Source organism: Luteimonas sp. 8-5, assembly GCF_029763755.1.
Taxonomy (GTDB): domain Bacteria; phylum Pseudomonadota; class Gammaproteobacteria; order Xanthomonadales; family Xanthomonadaceae; genus Cognatiluteimonas.
In genome coordinates this window covers 1-6158 of the sequence record NZ_JARUVM010000128.1, presented here as the reverse complement: position 1 = coordinate 6158, position 6158 = coordinate 1, and the positions used below count along the sequence as shown (strand labels likewise).

The 6158-nt window shown below is 69.4% G+C and carries 7 protein-coding genes; 2 read left to right on the top strand and 5 right to left on the bottom strand.

What is annotated here, in order from left to right; all coding sequences use genetic code 11:
• Nucleotides 1-272 (top strand): energy transducer TonB (locus QAA18_RS11580; protein WP_279413127.1); only part of this gene is annotated, 272 nt, incomplete at its 5' end.
• Between the two features lie 58 nt (nt 273-330).
• Complete coding sequence (locus QAA18_RS11575; RefSeq protein ID WP_279413126.1) at nt 331-897, top strand: energy transducer TonB; 567 nt, start codon at nt 331-333, stop codon at nt 895-897.
• On the opposite strand, the gene aroA is transcribed toward QAA18_RS11575, so the two are convergent.
• The 5 genes from aroA to QAA18_RS11550 form a co-directional block, all read right to left on the bottom strand.
• A complete protein-coding gene (aroA, locus tag QAA18_RS11570; protein WP_279413125.1) occupies nt 869-2239 on the bottom strand; it encodes a 3-phosphoshikimate 1-carboxyvinyltransferase in 1371 nt (456 codons plus the stop codon). The two genes, QAA18_RS11575 and aroA, sit on opposite strands and share 29 nt — an antisense overlap.
• Entirely contained in the window at nt 2226-3338 is a 1113-nt protein-coding gene (hisC, locus tag QAA18_RS11565; protein WP_279413124.1) for a histidinol-phosphate transaminase, read from the bottom strand. The genes aroA and hisC overlap by 14 nt, the downstream gene beginning before the upstream one ends.
• A complete protein-coding gene (gene pheA, locus QAA18_RS11560; protein WP_279413122.1) occupies nt 3335-4462 on the bottom strand; it encodes a prephenate dehydratase in 1128 nt (375 codons plus the stop codon). The genes hisC and pheA overlap by 4 nt, the downstream gene beginning before the upstream one ends.
• The gene (serC, locus tag QAA18_RS11555) at nt 4455-5564 is read right to left on the bottom strand and encodes a 3-phosphoserine/phosphohydroxythreonine transaminase (protein WP_279413120.1); all 1110 of its coding nucleotides are present in this window, start codon (nt 5562-5564) and stop codon (nt 4455-4457) included. Before serC ends, pheA begins: the two co-directional genes overlap by 8 nt.
• 39 nt (nt 5565-5603) lie before the next feature.
• On the bottom strand, nt 5604-6158 hold a 555-nt coding region (locus tag QAA18_RS11550), incomplete at its 5' end, for an FHA domain-containing protein (RefSeq protein ID WP_279413119.1).

Below are 6158 nucleotides of genomic sequence, written 5' to 3'. Positions count from 1 at the left end.
ACCGCGACCCGACGCCGATGCGCTCGCCTGCCCCGCGCTATCCGCGTGAAGCGCAGCGCCGGGGCGAATCAGGGACCGTGGTCCTGCGCGTGCATGTCGGCGCGGACGGCGAACCGGAAGGCATCGACCTCGTCGAGGGCAGCGGCTCGCGCTCGCTGGATCGCGCCGCCGTCGACGCCGTGCGCCGCTGGCGCTTCGAGCCGGCGATGCGCAACGGACGCCCGGTGGAAGGCGTCATTCAGGTGCCGATCACCTTCAACCTCGGTCGCTGACCCGTCCTCCACGCTTGCCGTGCGACGGTGAACGCCTGCCTCCCCGAGGAGCGTTCACATGACCGACACAACCCACACCCCGCGTCCCGACCAAGACCCCGCGCTGACTGCTGACGACCCATCGCGTCCGGGTGCCACCGCTTCGCTGTGGATCCTGCTGTTGCTGGTCGGCGCCTTCGGCTGGTGGTACGTCGCCACGCGCGACAGCACGCCACCCCTGGGCCAGGACCTCACGATCATCGAAGGCACGGCGGATGAAATTGCTGCCGGCAAGCCCGTCGAAGAAGCCACCAGGCCGGCCACTGCCCGCCGCGCAGGCAGCGGCAGCAACGACGCCGCCGTTGCGGCCAAGGCAGGCTCGAGCGAGCCCGAGCTCCTGAGCGCCGCGCTGCCCCGCTACCCCACCGAGGAACGCCGCCGCGGCGTCGAGGGCAACGTGACCCTGCGCATCGACGTCGACGCCAATGGGCTGCCGGTCGACGTGGACTACGCCCACCGCTCCGGCAACCGCGCCCTCGACCGCGCTGCCCTGGTCGCCGCCCGCAACTGGCGTTTCCAGCCGGCGATCCGCAACGGCGAGGCCGTCGCCTCCACCGTCACCGTTCCGGTCGCGTTCCGCCTGTAGGACCGCCCCCCGTAGGACCGGCGGAAGCGACCTCAAGCCCCAACCCAGCCACCCGGGCCACCTCGTCGAACCCCGGAAACGACGTCGCCACATTGGCGACGTCGCGGATGCGGACCTCGCCGCTGGCCATTTGCGCCGCCACCGCGAACGCCATCGCAATGCGATGGTCGCTGTGGCTCTCGATGGTGCCGCCACCCAGGCGCGTTCCGCCATGGATGACCAGGCCGTCCGGCGCTTCCTCCACCGCGACGCCCAGTGTCCGCAGACCGCTGGCCATCGCCGCGATGCGGTCGGACTCCTTGACCCGCAACTCCGAAGCGCCGCGGATCACCGTGTCGCCCTGCGCGCAGGCTGCGGCCACGCACAGCGCGGGGAACTCGTCGATCATGTCCGGCACGCATTCAACCGGCACTTCGATGCCGTGCAGCGGGGCGTGGCGGATGATGATGTCGGATGTCGCGGCTTCCGCCGCTCCAACGGTGATGTCGGCGCCCATCAGGCGTAGCACCTGCAGCAGGCCGGTGCGCCGTGGGTCCATGCCGACGTTGCGCAGGTGCAGCTCGGAATCGGGAACGAGACTGGCCGCAACGATGAAAAAGGCAGCCGAAGAAAAGTCCGCCGGCACCACCACGTCCGTTGCACGCAGACGACCGCCGCCATGCAGGGCAACACGGCCTTCGGAGATGTCGACCGGATAGCCGAAGGACTGCAGCATGCGCTCGGTGTAGTCGCGGGTCGGATGCGGCTCGCGCACCACGGTTTCGCCATCGGCATACAGCCCCGCCAGCAACACCGCGGACTTCACCTGCGCGCTGGCCACCGGCGGCGCGTAGTCGATGCCGCGCAATGCCTGGCCGCCGTGGATACGCAGCGGCGCGCGACCCTCGTCGCTATCGATGTGCGCACCCATCGACGCCAGCGGATCGATCACCCGCCCCATCGGCCGGCGCGACAGGGACTCGTCGCCCACCAGCGTGGTGTCGAACGACTGCCCCGCCAGCAGGCCGGCGAGCAGGCGCATCGCGGTGCCGGCGTTGCCGCAGTCGAGCACGCCCGCAGGCGTGCGCAGGCCGTCGATGCCAACGCCATGGACGATACGCACACCCGGCGCAGGCGCCTCGATCTCCACGCCCATCGCCGAGAAGATGGCCGCGGTCGCACGCGTGTCCTCGCCCTCGAGGAATCCTTCTATGCGCGAGGTGCCGTCGGCCAGCGCCGACAGCATGATCGCGCGATGGGAGATGGACTTGTCGCCGGGGATGGCGAGTTCGCCGCGCAGGGGTTGGCCTGGGTGGGCCAGCCAGGTCGCGGCTTCCGCCGCTCCTACATCACGGCCTGGCATTGCAGGCATCCAGGGCGGCGAGGAAGCGGCGGTTCTCGACGGCGTCGCCGACGCTGATGCGCAGGCATTGCGGCAAGCCGTAGCCGCCCATCGGGCGCGGCACCACGTTCCGGTGAAGCAGACCGGCTTCGATCGCGTTGGCAGTGGCGACGTCGCCGAAATCCACCAGCAGGAAGTTGGTTTGCGACGGCGACACCTGCCAGCCGCGCGACTTCAGCGCTTCGGCCAGCGCCTCGCGCTGGCGTGCGTTCTCGCCACAGGTGGCGCGCAAGTGTTCATCGTCCGCCAGCGCTGCCTCGGCCGCCGCCAGCGCCACGCAATTGACGTTGAAGCTCTCGCGCACGCGCTCCAGCATCCCGACCACCTCCGCGCTGCCCACCGCGTAGCCCACCCGCAGTCCGGCCAGCGCATAGGCCTTGCTGAAAGTGCGGGTGACGAGCAGGTTGGGATGCAACGGCAGCAGGGACAGCGCGCTGCCGAAGTCCGGCGCGTCGGCAATCTCGCCGTAGGCCTCGTCCACCACCACCAGCACGTGCTCCGGCACCGCCGCCAGGAACTGCGCCAGTACGTCGCGCGAGAACCAGGTCCCGGTCGGATTGTTCGGGTTGGCCAGGAACAGCAGCCGCGTCGCCGGCGTCACCGCCGCAAGTAGGCCGTCCAGATCGTGGCCGCGCGGCTTGGAAGCGTCTACCGGCAAGGCCGGCACCACCACTGCGCGCGCGCCAGCCGCGGCCGTGGCGATCGCGAACACCGCGAACCCGTACTGCGAGAACACCACGTCCACGCCGGGCCCGGCGAACACCTGCCCCAGCTGCATCAGCAACTCATGCGAACCGTTGCCGAGGATGATCTGCGCAGGGGAAACACCGTGCTTCGCCGCCAGCGCCCGCTTCAGGTCGCCGCCAAACGGATCCGGATAGCGATGCACCTGCGACAGCGCCGCCTCCATCGCCGCGCGCACGCCCGGTGCCGGGCCGTAGGGATTCTCATTGGAACCGAGCTCGACCAGCAGTTCGGGCGCGGCCGCACGGCGCAGCGCGACGAGATCGTGACCGGGATCGTAGGCGCGCAGGGCCTCGATGGGTGGCTGCGGCTTCATGGCACGGCGACGGGATACGACCCGAGCACGCGCACGTCACCGGCGAAGTCGCCCAGTTCGGCCAGCGCATCCTTCAACGGCGCCTCGTCGGCGTGGCCTTCGACATCGATGAAGAACGCGTACTGCCACAGCGCCCCGTGGTCCGGCCGCGACTCGATCCTGTTCAGGGTGATGCCGCGCCGCGCCAGCGGCTCGAGGATCTGGTACAGCGCACCGGGCCGGTCGCGGATGGACACCAGCAGCGAGGTACGGTCGTTGCCCGACGACGGGAACGAGTCGCGGCCGATCACCAGGAAGCGCGTAGTGTTGTCGCTGAAATCCTCGATCGGCCCGGCAACCAGCTTCAGGCCATAGGCATGCGCGGCGTTCTCGCCCGCGATCGCCGCCGCATCGTCGGCGTTGCGCGCGCGGCGCGCGGCCTCGGCATTGCTGGCCACCGCATGCTTCTCGGCCGAAGGCAGGTTCTGCCGCAGCCAGTTGCGGCACTGCGCCAGCGACAACGCGTGCGAGTACACCCGCTCCACGTCCTCCAGCCGCCCGCTGCGCGACATCAGGTACTGGCGCACGCGCAGCTCGACCTCGCCGCAGATCTTCAGCGGCGACGTCAGGAACAGATCAAGGGTCGACTGGATCGTGCCATGTCCGGAGTTCTCCACCGGCACCACGCCGAAATCCGCGCCGCCCTCGGCGACCTCGGCGAACACTTCCTCCACGCTCGCCAGCGGCAGCCCCTTGGCCGAATGGCCGAAGTGCTTGTACACCGCCTGCTGCGAGAACGTGCCCTCCGGCCCGAGGAAACCGACCTTGAGCGGTTCCTGCTGCGCAAGGCAGGCCGACATGATCTCGCGGAACAGGCGCACCAGCACTTCGTCCGCCAGCGGCCCATCGTTGCGGTCGACCACGCGCCGCAGCACCTGCGCCTCGCGTTCGGGCCGGTAGTACTCCACCGCCGCGGCGAGCTTGCCCTTGGCCTTGCCCACCTGGCGCGCAAACTCCGCGCGCTCGGCGATCAGCGCCTGGATGGTGCGGTCGATGCCGTCGATCTGGGCGCGGATCGCGGCCAGGTCGGCAGGCGGCCCAGGCGGAGGCGGCGCCTCTCCAGGTGATTTCTTCTTTCTAGCCATGGCGCTTGCGGAAATCGTTCATGAAGTCGGCCAGCGCCTGCACCCCGGCTTCCGGCATCGCGTTGTAGATCGACGCGCGCATGCCGCCGAGCGCACGGTGGCCCTTGAGCCCGATCAGGCCCGCCGCTTTGGCCTCTGCCAGGAAGGGCTTGTCCAGCGCCTCGTCGTGCAGGAAGAACGGCACGTTCATGCGCGAGCGCACCGGCGCGGCCACCTCGTTGCGGAAATAGCCACCGGAACCGTCGATGGCGGCATACAGCACCGCCGCCTTGCGCGCATTGCGCGCGGCGAATTCAGTCACGCCACCCTCGGCCAGCATCCACTTCACCGTCAGCCCCAGCAGGTACCAGTTCCAGGTCGGCGGCGTGTTGAGCATCGATTCCTTGGCCAGCACCGAGCGCAGGTCGAAGATGTCGGCGCGCGGCTGCCCCTCGCGCTGCAGCAGGTCGCGGCGGATGATGCAGAAACTGATGCCCACCGGCCCCAGGTTCTTCTGCGCGCCGCCGTAGATGACGCCGTAGCGCGACACGTCCACCGGCTCGGCGGCAATCGAAGAACTGAAATCCGCCACCACCGGCACGGCGCCTGTGGGAGCGGCGGCAACCGCGAAAACGGCATCCATGTCGCGAAACTCCACCCCATGGATCGTCTCATTCGCAGTGATGTGCAAATAAGCCGCACCAGGCGACAGCTTCCACTCCGCAACGTCCGGAATATCGCGATAGCCATCCGCCTCGCCGGAAGCAGCGATGTTCAAGCTCACATAAGGCCTGGCCTGCTTCAGCGCCGTCTTGCCCCAGTGCCCGGTCACCACGTAGTCGGCCACCTGCCCCGGCGCGGCCAGGTTCAGCGGCAGCAACGCCTGCAGCGTGGTCGCGCCGCCGGCGGTGAACAGCACGGCATAGTCGTCCGGGATCGAAAGCAAGGCGCGCAGGTCCGCCTCGGTCTCCGCGGCCATGGCCACGAACTCGGCGCCGCGATGGCTCACTTCCACCACCGACGCACCGACGCCGCGCCAATCCAGCATCTCCTCGGAGGCCTGCCGCAACACCGACTCCGGCAGCGTCGCCGGCCCCGCACTGAAATTGAACGCGCGCATCACATCCTCAAATGATCGTAGGAGCGGCGGAAGCCGCGAAAATCACAACAACAACAACCCACTCAATGCCCCCGCCAGCAAAACAGCCGCCAGCAACAACCACGGCAAGCGCCACGCCGACGCCCTTTCCTGCCGGGTCACCACGACCACCTCCGGCGAATGCTCCATGGGCAATTCGCCCAGGTTGGACAGCGGCGCCTCGACCACGAACCGGTGGTGATCGTCGAACACCACCTGGTCGCCGGGCTGCAGCGCGGCCTCGCGCACGTCATGCCCGTTGACCATGCAACGCTCTTCGCCCAGCGCCTGCAGCGCGACCGCGCCGCCCTGCAGGCCGATGCGCGCATGGCGCGCGGCGAACGCCGGATCCTCGATGCGGATGTCGGCGTCGGCACCGCTGCCGACCACGCGCGGCCGGTCCAGGGTGAAGCTGCGCCCGTGATGGCGCCCGCCGATGCCCCGCAGGACGACGCGGGGATCGGGAGTCGCCGACGCCTCGATGTCGAGACGAGGCAAGGCACTCGCCCCGCTCCGGCAAGCCAGCACGATCTCCTGCCCGTCCACATGGATGCAGTCGCCCGAGCGCAGCAGCGCCTG

Bases quoted from the DNA above. Each gene is read 5' to 3' on its own strand.
- QAA18_RS11575 (WP_279413126.1), top strand. From the start codon at position 331: ATGACCGACACAACCCACACCCCGCGTCCCGACCAAGACCCCGCGCTG.
- aroA (WP_279413125.1), bottom strand. From the start codon at position 2,239: ATGCCAGGCCGTGATGTAGGAGCGGCGGAAGCCGCGACCTGGCTGGCC.
- hisC (WP_279413124.1), bottom strand. From the start codon at position 3,338: ATGAAGCCGCAGCCACCCATCGAGGCCCTGCGCGCCTACGATCCCGGT.
- pheA (WP_279413122.1), bottom strand. From the start codon at position 4,462: ATGGCTAGAAAGAAGAAATCACCTGGAGAGGCGCCGCCTCCGCCTGGG.